We start from the raw sequence: 21832 nt of genomic DNA on the forward strand, positions 1-21832 counted from the left end.
CTACCCGACCCGCACCCCCCACCACCCCAGCGCCGCAGGCAATGGCACCCTTGACCGGTGACATCACAGCGCAACCCCGTCGGCGGCCACGTGCCCGTGGCCGGCGGTCTGAACTCCGTGGGACTCTCCTACGCCCGTGACCTGAACGCCGAGACCGTGCAGGTCTTCGTCGCCAACCCGCGCGGCTGGGCCACCCCCGCGGGAAACCCGAAGCAGGACGAGGCGTTCCGCGAGGCGTGTGCCGACGAGGGAATCCCGGCGTACGTCCACGCCCCGTACCTGATCAACTTCGGCTCGCACACCGAGGCGACCGTGGAGAGGTCGGTCGACTCGCTCCGGCACTCCCTCCGCCGCGGGCGCGAGATCGGCGCGCTCGGTGTCGTCGTGCACACCGGCAGCGCGACGGGCGGCCGGGACCGTTCCGTGGCCCTGAAGCAGGTGCGCGAGCACCTGCTTCCCCTCCTCGACGAGCTCACCCACGACGACGACCCGTACCTGCTCCTGGAGTCCACGGCCGGCCAGGGCTTCTCGCTCTGCTCACGGACCTGGGACTTCGGCCCCTACTTCGAGGCCCTGGACGCCCACCCGAAGCTGGGCGTCTGCCTGGACACCTGCCACATCTTCGCCGCCGGCCACGACCTGACCGGGCCGAGCGGTATGCACCAGACGCTGGACCTGCTGGTGGACACGGTCGGCGAGGGCCGGCTGAAGCTGATCCACGCCAACGACTCCAAGGACGTGGTCGGCGCCCACAAGGACCGTCACGAGAACATCGGCTCCGGCCACATCGGCGAGGACCCGTTCCGGGCCCTGATGACCCATCCCGCCACCGAGGACGTCCCCCTGATCATCGAGACGCCCGGCGGCAAGGAGGGCCACGCGGCGGACGTGGAGCGCCTGAAGAAACTCCGGGACGGGTAACGCGCCAGACGGTACGGGAATACCCCTGGGGGGTATACGGTTGCTACTGAGCACAGGAACCGTCACCTGACATTGGGGGTACTCATGCAGCACCAGTCGCACGGATGGTCCGTCGCCGTCCAGGCCACCCTCCACTGCCTCACCGGCTGTGCCATCGGCGAGGTGCTCGGCATGGTCATCGGCACCGCGCTGGGCTGGAGCAACCTGGCGACGACCGTACTGGCCGTCGTCCTGGCCTTCTTCTTCGGCTACTCCCTCACCCTGCGCGGAGCCCTGAAGGCCGGCCTGGACTTCCGGGCCGCGCTGCGGGTGGCCCTGGCCGCCGACACCCTGTCCATCGCCGTGATGGAGCTGATCGACAACGGCGTGATCGCCCTGTGGCCGAACGCCATGGACGCGGAACTCGCCGACCTGCTGTTCTGGGTGTCACTGGCGATCTCGCTGGCCGTCGCCTTCGTCGTCACCGTGCCGGTCAACAAGTGGATGATCGGCCGCGGCAAGGGACATGCCGTGGTCCACCAGCACCACGCCCACTGAGCTTCACAGCTCGGGGCCGTCCCCCGGCTCCTCCTGGTACGAGTAGCGCTGTTCCTTCCAGGGGTCGCCGACGTTGTGGTAGCCGCGCTCCTCCCAGAAACCGCGCCGGTCGGCGGTCATGTACTCCACGCCACGGACCCATTTGGGCCCCTTCCAGGCGTACAGATGGGGGACGACCAGCCGGAGGGGGAACCCGTGCTCGGCGGTCAGCAGCTCCCCGTCCTTGTGTGTGGCGAAGATGGTGCCCTCGGACGCGAAGTCCGCGAGCCGCAGGTTGGAGCTGAAGCCGTACTCGGCCCACACCATCACATGGGTGACCGTCGGCGCGGGCGGGGCGATCTCCAGGATGGTGCGGGCGGGGATGCCGCCCCACTCGGCGCCGAGCATGCTGAACTTCGTCACACAGTGCAGGTCGCCCACGACGGTGGTGTACGGCAGGGCCGTGAACTCCTCGTGGCTCCAGCAGTGCTTCTCGTCGTCCGCGGTGGCGCCGAAGACCCGGAACTCCCAGCGCTCGGGCCGGAACTTGGGGACCGGGCCGTAGTGCGTGACGGGCCAGCCGCGCTGTAGTCGCTGCCCCGGCGGAAGCTCGGTGTGCGCCGCCCCTCCACTCTCCCGCTCCACCGGCTGACCCATGCCTTCCATCCTGACAGACCCGAGGCGATGCACCTGACCAAGGGCCGCCCAACACGTACCAAATGGGACTAAGCATGCCCTTACTTACTAAGTGAAGACTTACTGGACGATCTTCTTCGCCGGTGCAAGGATGCGGCGCAGCCTGCCAGTTCCCCACGGTTGGAAGGAGCCTCTGCGATGCAGGGCGACCCCGAGGTCATCGAATTCCTCAACGAGCAGCTCACGGGCGAGCTCACCGCGATCAACCAGTACTTCCTGCACGCGAAGATGCAGGAGAACTTCGGCTGGACAAAGCTCGCGAAGTACACGCGGCACGAGTCGTTCGACGAGATGAAGCACGCCGAGGTGCTCACCGACCGGATCCTCTTCCTGGAGGGGCTGCCGAACTACCAGCGGCTGTTCCACGTGCGGGTGGGGCAGACCGTCCGGGAGATGTTCGAGGCCGACCGGCAGATCGAGGTCGAGGCCATCGACCGCCTCAAGCGCGGGATCGAGGTGATGCGCGCCAAGGGGGACATCACCTCGGCGAACATCTTCGAGTCGATCCTCGAGGACGAGGAGCACCACATCGACTATCTCGACACCCAGCTGGAACTGCTGGAGAAGCTCGGTGAGGCGCTCTACATCGCGCAGCTGATCGAGCAGCCGGAGAGCTAGGCGGCCTCGTCCAGCGCGGCGAGGGCGGGCTTGGCCTGCTCGGCGAGTTCGCCCCGCGGGCACGCCCCGCGGCCCAGGAGGGCCTGGATGCGCCGTACGCAGGAACCGCAGTCGGTGCCCGCCTTGCAGGCGGAGGCTATCTGGCGGGGGGTGCAGGCGCCGTCCGCCGCGTGCTGCTTGACCTGCTGCTCGGTGACGCCGAAGCAACTGCAGATGTACACGCGGCTCACCTCCCGAGGGGCTGATCAGTGTTGCCGTCCCGTTGATCGGTGAGGCTAACCTAACCTTACCCGGCGCTCAGGAGCCGCAAAAGTGGAGCGGGGCGCGGATCGTATGTGATCCGCGCCCCATTCACGTGCTGGTAACAGGTGCCCCTGTCACTGGTCCCTGTACATCTCGGCGACGAGGAACGCCAGGTCGAGCGACTGGCTGCGGTTGAGCCGCGGGTCGCAGGCCGTCTCGTAGCGCTGGTGCAGATCGTCGACGAAGATCTCGTCGCCGCCGCCCACGCACTCGGTGACGTCGTCACCGGTGAGCTCGACGTGGATGCCGCCCGGGTGGGTGCCGAGGCCCTTGTGGACCTCGAAGAAGCCCTTGACCTCGTCGAGCACGTCGTCGAAGCGGCGGGTCTTGTGGCCGGAGGCCGCCTCGAAGGTGTTGCCGTGCATCGGGTCGGTCACCCAGGCCACGGTGGCACCGGAGGCGGTGACCTTCTCGACCAGCTCGGGCAGCTTGTCGCGGACCTTGTCGGCGCCCATGCGCACGATGAAGGTCAGCCGGCCGGGCTCCCGGTCGGGGTCCAGGCGCTCGATGTACTGCAGCGCCTCCTCGGCCGTGGTCGTGGGGCCGAGCTTGATGCCGATCGGGTTGCGGATCTGCGAGGCGAACTCGATGTGCGCGTGGTCGAGCTGCCGGGTGCGCTCACCGATCCACACCATGTGCGCGGAGACGTCGTACAGCCGCCCGGTGCGCGAGTCCACGCGGGTGAGCGCCGACTCGTAGTCGAGCAGCAGCGCCTCGTGCGAGGAGTAGAACTCGACGGTCTTGAACTCCTCCGGGTCGGTCCCGCAGGCCCGCATGAAGTTCAGCGCCTGGTCGATCTCCCGGGCGAGCTGCTCGTAGCGCTGGCCGGAGGGGGACGACTTCACGAAGTCCTGGTTCCAGGCGTGCACCTGGCGCAGGTCGGCGTAGCCGCCGGTGGTGAAGGCGCGCACCAGGTTGAGCGTGGACGCGGAGGCGTTGTACATCCGCTTCAGGCGCTCGGGGTCCGGGACGCGGGCCTTCTCGTTGAACTCGAAGCCGTTGACCGAGTCGCCCCGGTAGGTCGGCAGCGTCACGCCGTCGCGGGTCTCGGTGCCCTTGGAGCGCGGCTTGGAGTACTGGCCGGCGATCCGGCCGACCTTCACGACCGGCACCGAGGCGGCGTACGTCAGCACGGCGCCCATCTGGAGCAGGGTCTTGAGCTTGTTGCGGATGTGGTCCGCGGACACGGCGTCGAAGGCCTCGGCGCAGTCGCCGCCCTGGAGGAGGAACGCCTCTCCCTTGGCGACGGCCGCCATCCGGGCGCGCAGCTGGTCGCACTCGCCCGCGAAGACGAGCGGCGGATACGACTCGAGGTCCGCGATCACTGCGCGCAGAGCCTCGGTGTCGGGGTACTCGGGCTGCTGCGCCGCGGGCAGGTCTCGCCAGGTGTTGCCAGCGCTGGCGCTGGTCTTAGCGTTCACGGTCACGACGTCAACCCTAAGGGGTCGGGTCGGGGCTCCAGGGCCGTGCCCAGCAAATGAGACACCGGAAACACTCCGCGGACATGGGGTAGGGTGCGGCCCATGTTCGCGCACTCGACCCAGAACTGGTGGTGGACCGCTCATCCGGCGGCCCACTGACTGCGCGTACGCAAGACTTCGCGAAGGCCGCCCGGGGGGCGGCCTTCGGCGTTTCCGGGGTCGTTCCTCACCGACATCGAGTCACTGACTCATCGAGAGCTGAGGAACCATGGACCTGACACGTCTGACGAGTGACGACCGCCCGTTCGCACTGATCCGCCGCCGCACCCCCGGCCACGACGAGAACACCGTCGAACTGCTCGTCGGCCCGGTCAGGGACTACGACCGTCTCGCCGACCTGCCCGACGAGGGGCTCGCGCTCGTCCCCTTCCGCCAGATCCGCGAGCGCGGCTTCGACGTACGGGACGACGGGACCCCGCTCACGGTGCTGACGCCCGAGGAGACCTGCTCGCTGTCCCTGCGGGAGGCCCTCGACCAGCTCCCCGCGCACGACGTCCGCGTCGTCAACGGCGGCTTCGACGTCCCCGACGAGGAGTACGCCCGGATCGTCGGGCGCGTGCTGCGCGAGGAGATCGGGCGCGGCGAGGGCGCCAACTTCGTGATCCGGCGCACATACCAGGGCGAGATCCCGGGATTCTGCCGCGCGGACGCCCTCGCGCTGTTCCGGCGGCTCCTGGTGGGCGAGCGGGGCGCCTACTGGACCTTCCTCGTCCACACCGGCGAGCGCACCCTGGTCGGCGCGAGCCCCGAGGTGCACGTCCGGATGACCGGCGGGACCGTCGTCATGAACCCGATCAGCGGGACGTACCGCTATCCGGCCGAGGGCCCCACCCCGGAGCACCTGCTCGGCTTCCTCGCCGACGGCAAGGAGATCGAGGAGCTGTCGATGGTCGTCGACGAGGAGCTCAAGATGATGTGCACCGTCGGCGACATGGGCGGGGTCGTGATCGGGCCGCGGCTGAAGGAGATGGCGCACCTCGCGCACACCGAGTACGAACTGCGCGGCAGGTCATCGCTGGACGTGCGGGAGGTGCTCAAGGAGACCATGTTCGCGGCGACCGTCACCGGTTCGCCCGTGCAGAACGCCTGCCGGGTCATCGAGCGGCATGAGATCGACGGGCGCGGCTACTACGCGGGCGCGCTGGCGCTGCTCGGCCGGTACGCGGCTGGCGGGCCCGAAGGGTCTGCCGGGGCGCAGACCCTGGACTCCCCCATCCTCATCCGCACGGCGGACATCTCCGCCGAGGGACATCTCAGGGTGCCGGTCGGCGCGACGCTCGTGCGCGGTTCTGACCCGGCGAGCGAGGTCGCGGAGACCCACGCGAAGGCGGCGGGCGTGCTGACCGCTCTCGGCGTACGGCCGTCCCGGCCCCGTGCGGAGCACGCGCGCGTGAGCCTCGCCGACGACCCACGCGTGCGTGCAGCGCTCGACGGGCGGCGGGCCGGCCTCGCCCCCTTCTGGCTGCGGATGCAGGAGCGGTCGGACGACCTCGAAGGGCACGCTCTGGTGGTCGACGGAGAGGACACCTTCACGTCGATGCTCGCGCACGTGCTGCGTTCCGGCGGGCTGGAGGTGACGGTCCGGCGCTACGACGAACCGGGCCTCAAGGACGCCGTGCTCGCCCACGAGGGCCCGGTCGTGCTCGGCCCCGGTCCCGGTGACCCCGCCGACCTCGACGATCCCAAGATGCGGTTCCTGCGCGCCCTGACCGCCGACGTCCTGCGCGGCCACCGGCACGGCGTGCTCGGCGTCTGCCTCGGGCACGAGCTGATCGCGGCCGAGCTGGGGCTCGGGATCGTCCGCAAGGAGGTGCCGTACCAGGGGGCGCAGACGACCGTCGACCTGTTCGGGCGGCCGGAGACCGTCGGCTTCTACAACAGCTTCGTGGCGCACTGCGACGACGAGGCCGCCCGGGAGCTGGCCGCGCACGGCATCGAGGTGAGCCGGAGCGGCACCCACGAGGTCCACGCCCTGCGCGGGCCGGGCTTCGCCGGCGTGCAGTTCCACCCGGAGTCGGTGCTGACGCTGAACGGCGCCTCGGTCGTACGGGAGCTGGTGGCTCAGCTACGGGGCACCAGGACGTTCTCGGAGCGGCGGCCCGCCTCGTAGTCGAGGACGTTCCTCACCGTGGCGTCGATGATCTGGCCGACGGCGTCCTCGGTGTAGTAGGCCTGGTGGGAGGTGACCAGGACGTTCGGGAAGGTGACCAGGCGGGCCAGGGTGTCGTCCTCGATGGCCTCCAGGGAGCGGTCGACGTAGAACAGGCCCGCCTCCGCCTCGTACACGTCGAGGCCGACGCCCGCGAAGCGGCCGGCGCGCAGTTCGGTGACGAGGGCCGCGGTGTCGATGAGGCCGCCGCGGCTGGAGTTGACCAGGATCGCGTCGTCCTTCATCGACTTCAGGGCGTCGGCGTCGAGGAGATGGGTGGTCTCCGGCATCAGCGGGACGTGCAGGGTGATCAGGTCGGACTCGGCGAGGAGCTGCTCCTTCGGGACGTACCGCATGCCGAGCTCCCGGCATGCGGGGTTCTCGGCGACGTCCCAGCCGAGCAGCCGCATGCCGAAGCCGTGGGCGATCCGGGTGAAGGCCTCGCCGATCTTGCCGGTGCCGAGGACGCCGACGGTACGGCCGTGCATGTCCCGGCCCATCAGTCCGTCGAGGCGGAAGTCGAAGTCACGCGTACGCGTGGAGGCGCGCACGACACGGCGGTTGACCGCCATGGCGAGGGCCCAGGCGAACTCGGCGACCGAGTACGGCGAGTAGTACGAGACGCGGGCGATGGTCATGCCGAGGCGCTCGGCGGCCTTGAGGTCGATGTTGTTGTAGCCGGTGGAGCGCTGGGCGATCATCCGGGTGCCGCCGGCCGCGAGGGCCTCCAGGACGCGGGCGCCGAGTTCGGCGTTGACGCTGGTGGAGACGGCCTCGTAGCCGGCCGCGATGGGGGCGGTGTCCTCGTTGAGGAAGACGTCCAGGCAGCGGACCTCGTGATGCCCGGCGAACGCGCTCTCGATCAGGGGCTGCTCGTCGGCCTGCACACCGAACGCCAGGATCTCCACGGACACGCCATCCCTTCTGGTGGGTTATGGGCCGAATATACGGCCCACAACCCCACCGTGCCGGGTCGGTCTCAGCCGAAGAAGACCCCGACCTCCTCGTACAGCTTCGGATCCACCGTCTTCAGTTGCGCCGTCGCCTCCGCGATCGGCACCCGCACGATGTCGGTGCCGCGCAGGGCGACCATCTTGCCGAAGTCGCCGTCGCGGACGGCGTCGATGGCGTGCAGTCCGAACCGGGTGGCGAGCCAGCGGTCGAAGGCGCTGGGGGTGCCGCCCCGCTGGATGTGCCCGAGGACGGTCGTGCGGGCCTCCTTGCCGGTGCGTTTCTCGATCTGCTTGGCCAGCCACTCGCCGACGCCGGACAGCCGCACATGGCCGAAGGAGTCGAGCGACTGGTCCTTGAGCACCATGTCGCCGTCCTTCGGCACGGCACCCTCGGCGACGACCACGATCGGGGCGTACGACGCCCTGAACCGGGAGGTGATCCAGGCGCACACCTGGTCCACGTCGAAGCGCTGCTCGGGGATGAGGATGACGTTGGCGCCGCCCGCGAGGCCGGAGTGCAGGGCGATCCAGCCGGCGTGACGGCCCATCACCTCGCAGACCAGGACCCGCATGTGGGACTCGGCGGTGGTGTGCAGCCGGTCGATGGCCTCGGTGGCGATGCCGACCGCGGTGTCGAAGCCGAAGGTGTAGTCGGTGGCGGAGAGGTCGTTGTCGATGGTCTTCGGTACGCCGACGCAGGGCACGCCGTGCCGGTCGGACAGCTCGGCCGCCACACCGAGGGTGTCCTCGCCGCCGATCGCTATGAGCGCCTCGACCTCCCGCGCGGCCAGGTTCTCCTGAATGCGGCGGATGCCGTCCTCCTGCTTCAGCGGATTGGTGCGGGAGGAGCCCAGGATGGTTCCGCCGCGGGGCAGGATGCCGCGGACGGCCGGGATGTCGAGACGCACGACGGCGTCCTCCAGTGGACCCCGCCAGCCGTCCCGGAAGCCGGTGAAGTCATAGCCGTACTCCTGTACGCCCTTGCGCACTATGGCCCGGATGACGGCGTTGAGGCCGGGGCAGTCGCCGCCTCCGGTCAGTACTCCGACGCGCATGGAAAGGTCCCTTCGCCGCAGGTGCCTGACGAAGGGTCAGTGTGACGCCCGTCTCACTCGTCGTCGAGGCCCCGTTCGATGGCGTAGCGGACGAGTTCGACCCTGTTGTGGAGTTGCAGCTTGCCGAGGGTGTTCTGGACGTGGTTCTGGACCGTGCGGTGGGAGATCACCAGACGCTCGGCGATCTGCTTGTAGCTCAGGCCCTTGGCGACCAGGCGCAGCACCTCGGTCTCGCGCTCGGTGAGCTGCGGGGCCTTCGGCTGGTCGGGGTCGGAGGCGGGCGCGGGGTCGGAGGCGAGGCGGCGGTACTCGCCGAGGACCAGGCCGGCGAGGCCCGGCGTGAAGACCGGGTCGCCGACGGCCGTACGGCGGACCGCGTCCAGGAGTTCCTCCGTCGACGCCGACTTCAGCAGATAGCCGGTCGCGCCCGACTTCACGGCCTCCAGGACGTCGGCGTGCTCGCCGCTCGCCGACAGCACGAGGACGCGCAGGGCCGGGTTGTGGCCGACGAGCTCCTTGCAGACCTGGACGCCGGGCTTCACCGGCAGGTTCAGGTCGAGCACCAGCACGTCGGGGCCGGCCGCCTTGGCGCGGCGTACGGCCTGGTCGCCGTCGCCGGCGGTGGCGACCACGTCGAAGCCGGACTCCGCCAGGTCCCGGGCGACCGCGTCGCGCCACATGGGGTGGTCGTCGACCACCATCACCTTGATCGGGTCCTTGTCGCTCATCGCTGTCCTGCCTTCCCCCGGGAGACCTTCGGTACCTTCAGCTCGACCTCCGTGCCCTGCCCCGGAGGCGAGATCAGCTCGGCGCTGCCGCCGAGGTCGCGCAGCCGGCCCCGGATCGACTGGGCCACCCCGAGCCGTCCCTCCCCCTCGGCCTGCGCGAGCCGGCCCTCGGGGATGCCGGGGCCGTCGTCCCGCACGGTCACGATCACCTCGTCGGGTTCGTCCTCGACGAGGATCCACGCGCGCGCGTGGTCACCGGCGTGCCGGTGCACGTTGTCCAGGGCGGCCCCCACGGCCGCGGCCAGCTCGCGCGCGGCGGGCGGGGGCAGCGGAACGGGGGCGCCGGGTTCGACGAGGGAGACCTTCGCCGAGGCGTAGGGGGCGAGCAGGGCGCGCAGGTCGAGCGGCCCGTCGACCGACCCGCCGTCCGGCTCGTCGTCGACGACGTGCACGACCGCTCCCTGGGACGCGTCCGACGACACCCGGGACACGGAGGTCAGGCCGCCGGAGACCAGGGTGCGCAGGGCCACCTCCTGCTCGCCGGCCATGCGGCCCAGCTCGGCCGCCTCGCCGCCGATCACGGCGCCCCGGCGCTGCACCATGGCGAGCACCTGGAGGACGCTGTCGTGGATGTCCCGGGCCAGCCGCTCGCGCTCCCGGGTCGCCGCCTCGATCTCCAGGGCGCGGGCGAGGGTGCGCTCGGAGGCGCGGGCGACCTCGACGACGTACCCGATGGCGATGGAGGCGACCCAGACGAGGATCACGTTGTGGACGGTGTCGCGGGCCGGGTGGCCGCGCTCGATCAGGTTGGCGGCGGCGACCGGCGTGGAGGCGAGCGCGGCCCAGCGCCAGCCGCCCTTGATGGCGAAGGCGAGGACGGAACCGGCGGTCCATATCGACGGCAGGGTGGGGCCGCCGCTGTCGATGTGGTGCTGGTTGACGACCAGCGGGGTCAGGACGATGCCGGTGAGCGCGATCGCGAGGTCGACGGCGAGGAAGCGCCTGGTGCACGCGGCCGCGTTCTGGACGCGGGGCAGTGTGGCGAGCGTCCAGACGCACAGGACGACGTAGTAGGCGATGGCGATGCCGGGCCGGTCGAACTCGTCGTACTCGGTGGCGAAGAGGCCGACCGCGTACAGCATGGTGAGCACCCGGTAGCCGGTCAGGGCACGCCACAGCGGCTGCTCGACCGACATGCGCATGACGCGTACTTGTTTGGCCATCTCCCCCACCCCCGGCCCGGGCCGCCGTGTCCCAGGATCCTAGGACGCGGAGGTGCCGGGCTTGTCCTTCCCGGCCGTCGCGGCAGTCGGCTCGGTCTTCGCCGCGGCCGCCCTGGCCGCCTTCTCGGCCTTGGCCGCCTTCTCCGCCTTGGCGGCTTCCGAGAGCTGCCGCTTGGCCGCGGTCGCGTAGATGTCGACGTACTCCTGGCCGGAGAGCTTCATGATCTCGTACATGACCTCGTCGGTCACCGCGCGCAGCACGAAACGGTCGTGCTCCATGCCCTGGTAGCGGCTGAAGTCCAGGGGCTCGCCGATACGGATGCCCGGGCGCATCAGCTTGGGCATGACCTTGCCGGGCGGCTGGATCTTCTCGGTGTCGATCATGGCGACCGGGATCACCGGGGCGCCGCTGGCGAGCGCCACGCGCGCGAGGCCGCCGGGCTTGCCGCGGTACAGACGCCCGTCGGGCGAGCGCGTGCCCTCGGGGTAGATCCCGAACAGCTCGCCGCGCTCCAGGACGTCGAGGCCGCTCCTGATCGCCGCCTCGCCGGCGCCGCGCGCTCCGGAGCGGTCCACCGGGAGCTGGCCGACGCCCTTGAAGAAGGCGGCCGTGAGGCGGCCCTTCACGCCGGGCGTGGTGAAGTACTCGGCCTTCGCGATGAAGGTCACCTTGCGGTCGAGGACCGCGGGCAGGAAGAACGAGTCGGAGAACGACAGGTGGTTGCTCGCCAGGATGGCGGGGCCCTCGGCGGGAATGTTCTCCAGGCCTTCCACCCAGGGCCTGAAGGCGACCTTCAGTGGCCCTCCGATGGCGACCTTCATCGTGCCGTACAACAACCGAGTGCCTCCTGTGTCTGTCGTTCAGACCTTAACCCGGAGCCCCGGCGAACAGACCGACGGCCCTGGTCGGTGTCAGTGCGGTCGCGTACGGTGAACCTCACCTGGACTTGCTCACGCTTCTTTCATGAACAGGAGACCTAGGTGCCGGTCCTCCCCGGAGCCGAGCCGTTCCGCCATGAGGGCGGGGAGGCCGGTGTCCTTCTCTGCCACGGCTTCACCGGTTCCCCCCAGTCACTGCGGCCCTGGGCCCAGCACCTCGCCGCGCACGGCCTGACGGTCTCCCTGCCGCTGCTGCCGGGGCACGGCACCCGCTGGCAGGACATGGCCCTCACCGGCTGGCAGGACTGGTACGCCGAGGTGGACCGCGAGCTGCGCGCCCTCACCGAGCGCTGCACCTCCGTGTTCGTGGCCGGTCTGTCCATGGGCGGCACCCTGGCCCTCAGGCTGGCCGCCAAGCACGGGGACGCGGTGCGCGGTGTCGTGGTCGTCAACCCGGCGAACCGCATGCACGGCCTCGCGCCCTACGCCCTTCCGGTGGCCCGGCACTTCGTGCGTACGGCGCCCGGGATCGCCAGCGACATCAAGAAGGAGGGCAGCGTCGAGCTGGGGTACGACAAGGTGCCGCTGCACGCGGCGCACTCCCTGCGGACCTTCTTCCGGCAGGTCGACGGCGAGCTGCCGCAGGTCACCCAGCCGCTGCTGGTGCTGCGCAGCACCCAGGACCACGTGGTGCCGGCGGCCGACTCCGCGCGCGTGCTGAGCCGGGTGTCGTCGACGGACGTGACCGAGATCGTGCTGGAACAGAGCTACCACGTGGCGACGTTGGACCATGACGCGGAGCGGATTTTCGACGAGAGCCTCGCGTTCATCGGCCGGCACACCACCGGCATCGGCAGTGAAGGGACGGCCGCCCGTGGCTGAGCACGACTCCGACCGCGAAGACCGCGAGGGCCACGAGCCCGAGGAGCAGCGCGTCCCGTTCGACGAGGAGGCCGCGTGGGCGGCCATCGTCGCCGGGTACGGCGAGGAGCCGCAGGACCCGCCGGGCACGAAGCCGTTCAAGTCGGTCGAGGACCTCGCGCTGCTGGAGACCGAGACCAACGACGAGCCGACGGCGGCGGAGAAGACGGAGCCGAAGGCGAAGAAGGACGAGAAGCCGGCGAAGCCGCTGGGCGGTTCCGTCTCCTTCGCGCCCGGTGTCGGGCCGCGTGACTACAGTGCGCCGGAGCCGTCCGAGGACGACTTCGAGGAGGACGACGAGGGGCACTTCGTGCCGCCGGAGCCGCCGCCGCTGCCCGCCGCCGACACCACGGCGAAGTTCGCCTGGCTCGGGGTGCTGGGCGGGCCGGTCCTGCTGCTGGTCGCGGTGCTGCTCGGCTGGGAGATGACGTGGTGGCTGGCCACGGTCGGGATCGGCGGGTTCCTGGGCGGCTTCGTCACCCTGGTGACGCGGATGCGGGCCGACGACGAGGACGACGAGGATCCCGGCCGGGGGGCCGTCGTCTAGTCGGGATCAGCTCGCGGGTACGCGGAGGGTGGCCAGGACCGGAAGGTGGTCGGTGGCCGCCCTCAGGTCTGTCTCGGTGATGCCGGGCAGACCGAGCGGGACTCCGCAGCCGAGCACCTCGATGCCCTTGGTGGCGAAGATCGCGTCGATGCGCTGGTGGGGTTCGGTGCGGGTCCAGGTGTGTTCGCCGCCGGTGGGGCTGGTCGCCCAGCAGTCCTGGAGGCCGTCCGCGATCCGGGCGAAGGCGGGGCCGGTGGGGCGTTCGTTCAGGTCGCCGCCCGCGACGGCGTGGTCCACGCCCAGGCCCGCGAGGCGGTCGAGGAGCATGCCCGCCTGGTCGTAGCGCTCGTCGTTGTGCAGGGACAGGTGACAGCTCAGGACGCCGAGGCGGGCGGCGCCGAAGCGGACGACGGCTGTGGCGAAGCCCCTGCGGTGCCGGCCGGGGGTGAGGGGGAGCAGGACGTCCTCGGTGCGCTCCACGGTGGCGCGGAGGTTGCAGAGGATCGCGGGGCCCGCGGCGGTGCCGCCGCCGGTGAGGATGACCAGCCCCGAGGCCGACGCCAGCCGCGCGAGCTTCTTGCGCCAGCGGAAGAAGATCGGGGCTTCTTGGATCAGCACGAGATCTGGTGCGCAGGCACTGATGACACGGGCGAGGGCAGCTGTGTCGTCGCGCATGGAGCGGATGTTGTAGCTCAGGACCTTGACCGGAACCATGTGGATCAATCTACGCCCCATGAAGAGGGGCGCGAGGTCGGTGTGCGACTGCCGGTTCGCTGTGGCTGGTCGCGCAGTTCCCCGCGCCCCTGAAAAAGCACAGTCACCGTTACATGATCGGGTCCGGCTCTCTCGCCAGGTCGGCCGCGCCCACCAGCCCCGCCTTGTTGCCCAGTTGGGCCGCGATGACGTCCGCCACCGGGCGCCAGTTGCCGCCGACCAGCCAGCGCTTGTAGGACTTGCGGATCGGGTCCAGGACCAGTTCGCCCTCGTCGGAGAGGCCGCCGCCGACGATGAAGGCGGACGGGTCGAAGAGGGAGGCCAGGTCGGCGAGGCCCGCGCCGGCCCAGCGGGCGAGCTCGCGGTAGGAGTCGACGGCGACCGGGTCGCCCTGCCGGGCGGCCATGGAGATGTGCTTGCCCTCGATGCCGTCGGGGCTGCCGTCACCGAGACCGAGGAGGATCTCGGCGTTCTCCGGGGTGGCGTTGGCGCGCTGCTTGGCGTACCTCACCAGCGCCCGCCCGGATGCGTACTGCTCCCAGCAGCCCTGTGAGCCGCAGCCGCACAGGAGGCCGTCCGGGACCATGCGGATGTGGCCGAACTCGGCCGCCACCCCGAAGTGGCCGCGGCGCAGCTTGTTGCCGATGATGATGCCGCCGCCGAGGCCGGTGCCGAGCGTGATGCAGATGACGTTGCGGTGGCCCTTGCCCGCGCCGAACTTGTACTCGCCCCACGCGGCCGCGTTGGCGTCGTTCTCCACGACGACCGGAAGGCCGACCCGGGTCTCGACCTTCTCCTTCAGCGGCTCGTTGCGCCAGTGGATGTTGGGGGCGAAGTAGACCTCCGAGCGCTGGCGGTTGACGTATCCGGCCGCACCGATGCCCACGCCCACGATGTCGTGCCCGGCACGCGCGCCCTCCACCGCCGAGGCGATCGCGTCCACGATGCCCTCGGCCGTGCCCGGGGTCGGCACCTTGTGGGTCGAGAGGATGTTGCCTTCCTCATCGACCACGCCGGCCGCGATCTTCGTGCCGCCGATGTCGACGCCGATGGTGAGTCCCATGAATCCCTCAGTTTCGGTCGAGCCCCGCTACGGCCAACCGTACCCGAGGCCCTGCCGTCAGGGGGTTTCAGTCCAGATCGATGCGCTCGGGACCGGGGTCCTCGCCCTTGTCGCGCAGGGTGTCGTCCCGCCGGCTCCAGCGCTGTTCCTGCGCCTGGACCGCGGAGCGGTACGCGGCGAGGAGTTCGCCACCGGCAGCGGCGAGGTGGTCGAAGACGTCCGGGTTGCGCTCTATGACCGGCTCGACCGCGGCCTTGGCCTGCTGCACGACCTGCCTGACCATCTGCTGGGCGGCGGGCCCGGCGAGGCCTCCGAGCAGCGGGGACTGGAGGCCGGACAGCTTCTCGGCGACGTTGTCGACGAGCTTGCGCAGCTCCTCGGCGGCCGAGCCCGGGGGCGGGCCGTACTGGGTGCGGCGGCGGGCCTTCTCCGCCTCCAGGTCCTCCGCGACCGCCGTCGCCCACGCGTCGGCGTCGGTCGCCCGTACCTCGTCCACGGCGTCCACGGGCTCGCGGTCCGCGGCGTCGGACGGGGGGAGCTCTTCGCTCATGACGGACTCCTGACTACGGTTCGTCCCTCCGACGTTACCCGAATGGGCGTACCGGGTTCACGGGGTGCGGGGCCACAGATCCGGGTCCGGCGCGAACCTGATCCGCAGCTCGCCCTCGCGCAGGGCGGCGCCGGCGACGGTGCAGCGGCGCAGGGCCGAGGGCAGCGGGACGATCCGGCGGAACTGTCCCGCGCTGACGACGAGTTCGTCGCCGCGCCTGACCAGGTCGAGCTCGTCGCGCACGGCGCCGGGCAGCGGGATGTGCCACACCAGGACGCCGTCCTCGGCGAGCTGGTCGACGACGGGCCACTCGACGGTGGAGGTCGTCGCGTTGACTCCCGGGACGCCGAGGGCGTCGAGGTCGTCGCCGCCGCGCGGGTCGTGGCCGAGGTGCGGGACGGTCCGGACGTCGTGGGCCTCCCGCCACTCGTCCAGTGCCTTGCGCTGCTGGGCGACGAGTCCCGGGGGCCAGTCCTCCGGTACGACGCGGTTGGCGACCAGGGTGTCGGGGCGCAGGCCGCGCAGGGCGAGGGCGAGGCCGGCGGCGCGTACGGCGTCGGAGCCGGCGGGGCCTGGTTCGGCGACCAGGCGCACGACGGCCTGCCGGTCGGCGAGGACGGCCTCGACCGCGCCGAGCTCGGTGTCCCAACGGGCGGCGGTCTCGTACAGCCACTCCGAGGGCATGGGGACGCCCGCGAGCCGCCCGAGGACGGGACGCAGGCCGGCGGCCGCCTGGCGCTCGGCGGGCAGGAGCCGGCGCAGGTAGCGGCGCAGTTCCTCGGGGAGGGAGAGGAGGGCGAGGGCCTGCGGGACGGGCGGCAGGTCGACGACGAGCAGTTCGTGCCGCTCGGAGAGGGCCGCGTCGCGCAGGGCGCGCAGCAGGGTGAGTTCCTCGGCGCCGGGGAGGGGGGTGACCTCCTCGGGGTCGAGCCGGGAGGCGCCGAGGAGGTCGAGCACGTGGGAGGCGCGGTCCTGGAACGCGGCCAGGTCGTCCCGGAAACCGGCGGTGGCGTCGGGGCGCCAGGCGGTGAGGTGCTCCGAGACCTGGGCGGGGGTCGCGCCGGTCGGTGTGCCGAGGATCGCGCCGAGGGTGTCGGTGCGGTCGGCGCTCAGCACCAGGGTGCGGGTGCCCTCGCGGGCGGCGGCGAGCGCGGTGGCGGCGGCGACGGTGGTACGGCCGCTGCCGCCGGGGCCGGTGATCAGGATGGTGCGCATAGGGGTGAACCGTAACGGACGGCCAGTGCTGTCAGAGCACGCCCAGCTGTACCCACCCAGGGGCGCGGGGAACTGCGCGATCAGCCCCCACCGGCCCGCAGCCGACAGCGAACCGGCGTACCCCTACTGCCCCGACTCGACCCGCTTCTTCAGCCCCGCCAGCGCCCGGTCGATGATGACCTTCTCCGCCTTGCGCTTGATCATCCCCAGCATCGGGATCTTGACGTCGACGGTCAGCAGGTAGGTGACCTCCGTGGACCCCGCCCCCGCCGGCTTCAGCACGTACGAGCCGTCGAGCTGACGCAGCATCTGGGACTTGACCAGCGTCCAGGAGACCTCGTTCTCGCCGGTCCAGGTGTAGCCGAGGACCTGGTCGTCCTTGATGGCGCCCGCGTCCATGACCAGCCGGACCTGCTCGGCGCGGCCGGACGCGTCCGTGGAGAGCACCTCCGCCTGCTTCACCTCACCCGTCCAGTCCGGGTAGCGGGCGAAGTCGGCGATCACGGCCATGACGTCGGCCGGCGCAGCTTCGATCGTGATGCTCGAACTGGTGTGTTCCGCCATCGCCGTGGCTCCTCCAGATACGGTCCGGTGAGGAAGGGTGGTACGCACGTCTGTGCAGCGTGAAGGCTACCGCGCGGACGGACTCACCATTCCAGCGCCCACGGCTTGCCGCTCCCGGCGAAGTGCCCCACGTTCACGCACTCGGTCGCCCCGATCCGCATCCGCCGGACCAGCGGCTGGTGGACGTGGCCGAACAGCGAGTAGCGGGGCCGGGTGCGGCGGATCGCGGCCAGCAGCGCCCGGCTGCCCCGCTCGAACCGCCGTGCCACCGTGTCGTAGACCAGTTCCGGCACCTCCGGCGGGATGTGCGTGCAGAGCACGTCCACCTCGCCGACCGCCTCGATCTTGGCCGCGTACTCCTCGTCGCTGATCTCGTACGGCGTCCGCATGGGCGTCCTGAGACCGCCGCCGACGAAGCCGAACGTCCAGCCGCCGATCTCGGCCCGCTGGCCGTCGAGCACGGTCGTACCGGGTCCGGCGTACTCGGGCCACAAGGGCGGCATGTCGACATTGCCGTAGGTCGCGTACGTCGGTGTCGGGAACGCGGCGAACATCTCGGCGTACTGCTTGCGTACCGCCTTCTCGATCACGGAGGCGCGGTCGGCGCCGATCCCGGCCCACAGCCGCTTCCCGAGCTCCCGCGCCTCCTCGAAGCGGCGGGCGGTGCGCAGTTCCACGATCCGGTCGGCGTTCTCCACCCCGAACAGGTCGGGGAAGATGCCGCGCGAGTGGTCGGCGTAGTCCAGGAACAGCACCAGGTCGCCGAGGCAGATCAGGGCGTCGGCACCCTCGCCGGCTCTGGCCAGGTCACGGGCGTTGCCGTGCACGTCGCTGACCACATGGACGCGTGTCTTCCGGTTTCCGGCCGGTGTGGGTGCCATGACGATCAAGAGTAGGCCTGTGCGGCATACGTGAACAGTGCCGACCGGGCCTGCGGTTACTGGCCAGTCATTAAACAGGTGGACTACTGTGCGCGAAGAACCCCAATCCGTGTGACGCAGCGAACATCTCGTCGGACCCCCCTGTCGAAGAAGCCATACCGACGGGTAACGTCCGGGCAGTCCAGTCGTGCTCAGCCTTCAACTGATGAATCCCTGAGCACCTGCCCGAGCCTTGGACCGACCGTCGCATCACACAACGTCGTGGCGCCGGCGCCCTATGAGGAGCAGCAGTCTTGCGCGAGTTCAGCCTTCCGGCTTTGTACGAGGTCCCTGCGGACGGCAATCTCACCGACATCGTCCGTAGAAACGCCGCGCAGCATCCCGACGTCGCCGTCATCGCCCGCAAGGTGGGCGGTCAGTGGCAGGACGTGACGGCCACGGCCTTCCTGGCCGAGGTGCACGCCGCCGCCAAGGGGCTCATCGCCTCCGGGGTCCAGCCGGGCGACCGGGTCGGTCTGATGTCCCGCACCCGTTACGAGTGGACGCTGCTCGACTTCGCGATCTGGAGCGCGGGCGCCGTCACCGTGCCGGTGTACGAGACCAGCTCGCCGGAGCAGATCCAGTGGATCCTCGGCGACTCGGGTGCGACGGCCTGTGTCGTCGAGCTGGACACGCACGCCGCTGCCGTGGAGTCGGTGCGCGAGCAGCTGCCCGCCCTCAAGCACGTCTGGCAGATCGAGGGCGGCGGGGTCGAGGAGCTGGGCCGCGCGGGCAAGGACATCAGCGACGCGGCCGTCGAGGAGCGCAGCTCGCTGGCGAAGGCCGACGACCCGGCGACCATCGTCTACACCTCCGGCACCACCGGCCGCCCCAAGGGCTGTGTGCTCACCCACCGCAGCTTCTTCGCGGAGTGCGGCAACATCGTGGAGCGGCTGCGCCCGCTGTTCCGCACCGGTGAGTGCTCGGTCCTGCTCTTCCTGCCGCTCGCGCACGTCTTCGGCCGGCTGGTGCAGATCGCGCCGATGATGGCGCCGATCAAGCTGGGCATGGTCCCGGACATCAAACAGCTCACCGACGAGCTGGCGTCCTTCAGGCCGACGCTGATCCTCGGCGTCCCGCGCGTCTTCGAGAAGGTCTACAACTCGGCGCGCGCCAAGGCGCAGGCGGACGGCAAGGGCAAGATCTTCGACAAGGCCGCCGACACGGCGATCGCCTACAGCAAGGCGCTGGACACCCCGTCGGGCCCGTCGCTCGGTCTGAAGATCAAGTACAAGACCTTCGACAAGCTGGTCTACAGCAAGCTGCGCGCGGTCCTCGGCGGCCGGGGCGAGTACGCCATCTCCGGCGGCGCCCCGCTCGGCGAGCGGCTCGGGCACTTCTTCCGCGGCATCGGCTTCACGGTCCTGGAGGGCTACGGCCTGACCGAGTCGTGCGCCGCGACCGCCTTCAACCCCTGGGACCGCACGAAGATCGGCACCGTCGGCCAGCCTCTGCCGGGCTCGGTGATCCGGATCGCGGACGACGGCGAGGTGCTGCTGCACGGCGAGCACCTGTTCAAGGGGTACTGGAACAACGAGACCGCGACCGCCGAGGCGCTCACCGACGGCTGGTTCCACACCGGTGACATCGGCACCCTCGACGAAGACGGCTACCTCAGGATCACCGGCCGCAAGAAGGAGATCATCGTCACCGCGGGCGGCAAGAACGTCGCCCCGGCCGTGATCGAGGACCGCATCCGGGCCCACGCGCTGGTCGCGGAGTGCATGGTGGTGGGCGACGGGCGGCCGTTCGTGGGCGCGCTGGTCACCATCGACGAGGAGTTCCTGGGCCGTTGGGCCGAGGAGCACGGCAAGCCGGCGGGTTCCACCGCGGCGTCGCTGGCCGGGGACCCGGACCTGAACGCGGCGATCCAGGCCGCAGTCGACGACGGCAACGCCGCGGTGTCGAAGGCGGAATCGGTGCGGAAGTTCCGCATTCTGTCCTCCCAGTTCACGGAGGAGACGGGCCACCTCACGCCGTCGCTGAAGCTCAAGCGGAACGTGGTGGCCAAGGACTACGCGGCCGAGATCGAGGCCATCTACGCCAAGTAGCAGGCCTTCTGACGGAACGTCATGGCGCGGTGTCCTCCACGAGGACCCGCGCCATCGTCCGTTCGGCGAGCGCGGTGATGGTGACGAACGGGTTCACCCCGATGTTGCCGGGGATCAGCGAGCCGTCGGTGACGTACAGCCGGGAATAGCCCTTCACCCGGCCGTAGTTGTCGGTGGCCCTGCCCAGCACGCAGCCGCCCAGCGGGTGGTAGGTGAAGTCGTCGGCGAAGACCCTGCTGGGGGAGCCGAAGAGGTCGTACCGGTAGATGGTCGCGTTGGCGGAGTTGATCCGGTCGAAGAGCTTCTTGGCCATGCCGGAGGAGACGGCGCTCTGTGCGGCGCTCCAGTTCAGGTGCAGAGCGCCGCCGGAGTACGAGAAGGCCGCGCGCTGCGGGTTCTTGGTGATCGCCAGGTACAGGCTGACCCAGTGCTCCAGTCCCGTGGGTAGAGGCGCGATCTCGGCGAAGACGGGGTTGTCGGCGTTGGCCCAGTCGTCGATGCCCATGACCGGCATGGTCGACTGGTTGGCGCCGACGGTGTCCCACAGGTGGTTGGCCCGGCCGAGCATCACGTTGCCGTTGGGCCCCCAGCCGGCCCCGACACTGGCGTCCAGCGCCGGGAGAGTGCCCGACTGCCGTGAGCGGAGCAGGAGTTCGCTGGTGCCGAGGCTGCCGCCGCCGAGGAACAGATAGGTGCAGCCGTACTGCTTGGTCTCGACGACCGCGCCGGTCATGTCGATGCGGTCGGCGCTCAGCACCCAACCGCCGTCGCTCGCCCGGCTGATGCCGGTGACCTTCTCCAGGGTGTGGATGGTGACGTTGCCGGTGCCGAGGGCGGAGGCGAGGTAGGTCTTGTCGAGGCTCTTCTTGCCGTGGTTGTTGCCGTAGATGACCTCCTGGCCGAGGGCGGACCTGGGGGCGGTGCCGGCGGCCTCGCGCTGCATGTGGCCGAAGTCGTAGACGCTGGGCACGAAGGTGGTCCTCAGACCGGCGTTGGCGGCGTGCTTCCGGGAGACCCGGCTGAACCTGTACCACTCGGTCGACTCGAACCAGGCCGGATCGACGGTGTTGACGCCGAGCATGGCGCGGGCGCGCGGGAAGTACGTCCCGTACATCTCCGCGCTGTCCACGGTCGGGAACTGCTCGGCGAACCAGGACCGGAGCGGGGTGACCGCCATCGAGCCGTTGACCAGGGAGCCGCCGCCGACCCCGCGCCCCACGAAGACGGACATGTCGGAGAAGCGGACGCGGTCCAGGACGCCCGGATACGGGGTGATGTCCCGGTTGACGACGTCCAGCCACAGGAAGGTCGCCAGCGGGGCCTCGGTGCGGGTGCGGAACCACATGGACCGCTGGTCGGGGTCGGCGGTGTTGCAGAAGACCTTGCCGTCGGCACCGGCGGTGTTCCACAGCCGTCCCATCTCCAGGACGAGGGTGCGGATGCCGGCCTGCCCGAGACGCAGGGCGGCCACGGAGGCGCCGTAGCCGGAGCCGACGACGATGGCGGGCGCGGACTCGACCGCGGCGGGCTCCTCCGCACGGGCCGACCCGAGCCCGACGCGGGTGAAGCCGAGAGTGGCCGCCGTCTGAAGGGCGGCCATACCAAGGATCTGACGTCTAGTCAGCTGACGCTGCATCAGTTTTGCTGTCATGGCCGCAGCATGGGCGGATTATCCGCCTCCGGCTATAGCAGCGTCTTCAACTTTTCCGCCAACAAGTCCCAGCGCCACTTCTCCTCGACCCATTCCCGCCCCCGCTCCCCCATC

General features: G+C 70.4%; 23 protein-coding genes. 8 read left to right on the forward strand and 15 right to left on the reverse strand.

All coding sequences use genetic code 11. From position 1 onward, the window contains the following. Nucleotides 1-57 precede the first annotated feature (57 nt). A complete protein-coding gene (locus tag AOJ26_RS17810; RefSeq protein ID WP_053849296.1) occupies nucleotides 58-921 on the forward strand; it encodes a deoxyribonuclease IV in 864 nt (287 codons plus the stop codon). 84 nt (nucleotides 922-1005) lie between these two features. Beyond that, nucleotides 1006-1458, forward strand: coding sequence for a DUF4396 domain-containing protein (locus AOJ26_RS17815; protein ID WP_053849297.1), 453 nt, complete (start codon nucleotides 1006-1008; stop codon nucleotides 1456-1458). Nucleotides 1459-1461: 3 nt separating this feature from the next. On the opposite strand, the gene AOJ26_RS17820 is transcribed toward AOJ26_RS17815, so the two are convergent. Continuing rightward, the gene (locus tag AOJ26_RS17820) at nucleotides 1462-2094 is read right to left on the reverse strand and encodes a sulfite oxidase-like oxidoreductase (RefSeq protein WP_053849298.1); all 633 of its coding nucleotides are present in this window, start codon (nucleotides 2092-2094) and stop codon (nucleotides 1462-1464) included. Nucleotides 2095-2271: 177 nt separating this feature from the next. Here AOJ26_RS17820 and bfr point away from each other — a divergent pair, with 177 nt between their 5' ends. Next, nucleotides 2272-2751, forward strand: coding sequence for a bacterioferritin (gene bfr / locus AOJ26_RS17825; protein WP_053849299.1), 480 nt, complete (start codon nucleotides 2272-2274; stop codon nucleotides 2749-2751). On the opposite strand, the gene AOJ26_RS17830 is transcribed toward bfr, so the two are convergent. Next, nucleotides 2748-2981, reverse strand: coding sequence for a (2Fe-2S)-binding protein (locus AOJ26_RS17830; protein WP_078959940.1), 234 nt, complete (start codon nucleotides 2979-2981; stop codon nucleotides 2748-2750). The two genes, bfr and AOJ26_RS17830, sit on opposite strands and share 4 nt — an antisense overlap. 147 nt (nucleotides 2982-3128) lie before the next feature. Further along, a complete protein-coding gene (locus AOJ26_RS17835) occupies nucleotides 3129-4481 on the reverse strand; it encodes a class II 3-deoxy-7-phosphoheptulonate synthase (protein ID WP_053849301.1) in 1353 nt (450 codons plus the stop codon). A gap of 96 nt (nucleotides 4482-4577) precedes the next feature. Between AOJ26_RS17835 and AOJ26_RS45220 the strand changes: the two genes are divergently transcribed. Continuing rightward, nucleotides 4578-4634 (forward strand): trp operon leader peptide, encoded by a 57-nt coding sequence (locus tag AOJ26_RS45220; protein ID WP_071528813.1) that lies wholly within the window; start codon nucleotides 4578-4580, stop codon nucleotides 4632-4634. A 109-nt stretch (nucleotides 4635-4743) separates the two neighbouring features. Continuing rightward, entirely contained in the window at nucleotides 4744-6645 is a 1902-nt protein-coding gene (locus tag AOJ26_RS17840; protein WP_053849302.1) for an anthranilate synthase family protein, read from the forward strand. Here the strand turns inward: AOJ26_RS17840 and AOJ26_RS17845 are convergent. From AOJ26_RS17845 to AOJ26_RS17865, 5 genes are all read right to left on the reverse strand, one after another. Further along, nucleotides 6597-7592 carry a 2-hydroxyacid dehydrogenase gene (locus AOJ26_RS17845; RefSeq protein WP_053849315.1) on the reverse strand — a complete coding sequence of 332 codons (996 nt, stop codon included), beginning with the start codon at nucleotides 7590-7592 and terminating at the stop codon, nucleotides 6597-6599. The genes AOJ26_RS17840 and AOJ26_RS17845 overlap by 49 nt on opposite strands. A 71-nt stretch (nucleotides 7593-7663) precedes the next feature. Next, complete coding sequence (locus AOJ26_RS17850) at nucleotides 7664-8692, reverse strand: 6-phosphofructokinase (RefSeq protein ID WP_053849303.1); 1029 nt, start codon at nucleotides 8690-8692, stop codon at nucleotides 7664-7666. Nucleotides 8693-8745: 53 nt separating this feature from the next. Beyond that, the gene (locus AOJ26_RS17855; protein WP_053849304.1) at nucleotides 8746-9420 is read right to left on the reverse strand and encodes a response regulator; all 675 of its coding nucleotides are present in this window, start codon (nucleotides 9418-9420) and stop codon (nucleotides 8746-8748) included. Beyond that, nucleotides 9417-10643: a MacS family sensor histidine kinase gene (gene macS / locus AOJ26_RS17860; protein WP_053849316.1), complete on the reverse strand. Its 1227-nt coding sequence runs from the start codon at nucleotides 10641-10643 to the stop codon at nucleotides 9417-9419. Before macS ends, AOJ26_RS17855 begins: the two co-directional genes overlap by 4 nt. 39 nt (nucleotides 10644-10682) lie before the next feature. After that, the gene (locus tag AOJ26_RS17865; protein ID WP_053849305.1) at nucleotides 10683-11477 is read right to left on the reverse strand and encodes a lysophospholipid acyltransferase family protein; all 795 of its coding nucleotides are present in this window, start codon (nucleotides 11475-11477) and stop codon (nucleotides 10683-10685) included. 147 nt (nucleotides 11478-11624) lie between these two features. Between AOJ26_RS17865 and AOJ26_RS17870 the strand changes: the two genes are divergently transcribed. Then, nucleotides 11625-12404, forward strand: coding sequence for an alpha/beta hydrolase (locus AOJ26_RS17870; RefSeq protein ID WP_053849306.1), 780 nt, complete (start codon nucleotides 11625-11627; stop codon nucleotides 12402-12404). Continuing rightward, nucleotides 12397-12990, forward strand: coding sequence for a hypothetical protein (locus tag AOJ26_RS17875; RefSeq protein ID WP_053849307.1), 594 nt, complete (start codon nucleotides 12397-12399; stop codon nucleotides 12988-12990). The genes AOJ26_RS17870 and AOJ26_RS17875 overlap by 8 nt, the downstream gene beginning before the upstream one ends. Before the next feature lie 6 nt (nucleotides 12991-12996). Here the strand turns inward: AOJ26_RS17875 and AOJ26_RS17880 are convergent, their stop codons facing one another. The 6 genes from AOJ26_RS17880 to AOJ26_RS17905 all read right to left on the reverse strand — a co-directional run bounded on the left by AOJ26_RS17880 (nucleotide 12997) and on the right by AOJ26_RS17905 (nucleotide 17977). Next, on the reverse strand, nucleotides 12997-13704 hold the full coding sequence (locus AOJ26_RS17880; protein ID WP_159044314.1) for an endonuclease/exonuclease/phosphatase family protein: 708 nt from the start codon (nucleotides 13702-13704) through the stop codon (nucleotides 12997-12999). A gap of 109 nt (nucleotides 13705-13813) precedes the next feature. Beyond that, complete coding sequence (locus AOJ26_RS17885; protein ID WP_007381458.1) at nucleotides 13814-14767, reverse strand: ROK family glucokinase; 954 nt, start codon at nucleotides 14765-14767, stop codon at nucleotides 13814-13816. Between the two features lie 67 nt (nucleotides 14768-14834). Beyond that, nucleotides 14835-15317, reverse strand: a complete 483-nt coding sequence (locus AOJ26_RS17890) for a DUF5304 domain-containing protein (protein ID WP_053849309.1) — start codon at nucleotides 15315-15317, stop codon at nucleotides 14835-14837. A 57-nt stretch (nucleotides 15318-15374) separates the two neighbouring features. After that, nucleotides 15375-16532, reverse strand: coding sequence for an ArsA family ATPase (locus AOJ26_RS17895; RefSeq protein WP_053849310.1), 1158 nt, complete (start codon nucleotides 16530-16532; stop codon nucleotides 15375-15377). Nucleotides 16533-16655: 123 nt separating this feature from the next. Next, the gene (locus AOJ26_RS17900; protein ID WP_053849311.1) at nucleotides 16656-17096 is read right to left on the reverse strand and encodes an SRPBCC family protein; all 441 of its coding nucleotides are present in this window, start codon (nucleotides 17094-17096) and stop codon (nucleotides 16656-16658) included. Between the two features lie 83 nt (nucleotides 17097-17179). Then, nucleotides 17180-17977 (reverse strand): metallophosphoesterase family protein, encoded by a 798-nt coding sequence (locus tag AOJ26_RS17905; protein WP_078959941.1) that lies wholly within the window; start codon nucleotides 17975-17977, stop codon nucleotides 17180-17182. A 293-nt stretch (nucleotides 17978-18270) separates the two neighbouring features. Here AOJ26_RS17905 and AOJ26_RS17910 point away from each other — a divergent pair, with 293 nt between their 5' ends. Then, nucleotides 18271-20067 (forward strand): AMP-dependent synthetase/ligase, encoded by a 1797-nt coding sequence (locus AOJ26_RS17910; protein ID WP_053849313.1) that lies wholly within the window; start codon nucleotides 18271-18273, stop codon nucleotides 20065-20067. A 19-nt stretch (nucleotides 20068-20086) separates the two neighbouring features. On the opposite strand, the gene AOJ26_RS17915 is transcribed toward AOJ26_RS17910, so the two are convergent. Then, nucleotides 20087-21667 carry a GMC oxidoreductase gene (locus tag AOJ26_RS17915; RefSeq protein WP_053849314.1) on the reverse strand — a complete coding sequence of 527 codons (1581 nt, stop codon included), beginning with the start codon at nucleotides 21665-21667 and terminating at the stop codon, nucleotides 20087-20089. Nucleotides 21668-21832 lie beyond the last annotated feature (165 nt).

Source organism: Streptomyces sp. NRRL B-24085 (assembly GCF_001282115.1).
In the GTDB taxonomy this organism is placed as follows: Bacteria; Actinomycetota; Actinomycetes; order Streptomycetales; family Streptomycetaceae; genus Streptomyces.